Origin of the sequence: Staphylococcus pseudoxylosus (genome assembly GCF_003697915.1) — a bacterium.
Classification (GTDB): domain Bacteria; phylum Bacillota; class Bacilli; order Staphylococcales; family Staphylococcaceae; genus Staphylococcus; species Staphylococcus pseudoxylosus.
Genome location: NZ_RCVN01000087.1, coordinates 1 through 258 on the forward strand (window position 1 = coordinate 1; position 258 = coordinate 258).

The following is a 258-nucleotide window of genomic DNA, read 5'->3' on the forward strand; positions in this document are numbered from 1 at the left end:
TCGATTGCGAGTGATGAAGTAGTTGAAGCAGCTCGTGAATTGAACATTGAAGGAGAAGAAATCATGTTGTTAAGACATATGATTTTATCTCATCATGGTAAGTTAGAGTATGGTTCGCCAAAACTGCCATACTTAAAAGAAGCAGAAATTTTATGCTATATCGATAATATTGATGCTAGAATGAATATGTTTGAAAAGGCTTATAAAAAAACTGACAAGGGTCAGTTTACAGATAAAATATTTGGTCTTGAAAATCGT

At 32.6% G+C, this 258-nt stretch carries 1 pseudogene; it reads left to right on the plus strand.

Annotated features, from left to right (window positions below):
• A pseudogene (locus tag D9V42_RS14915) lies at window positions 1-258 on the plus strand (3'-5' exonuclease); the annotation flags it as partial.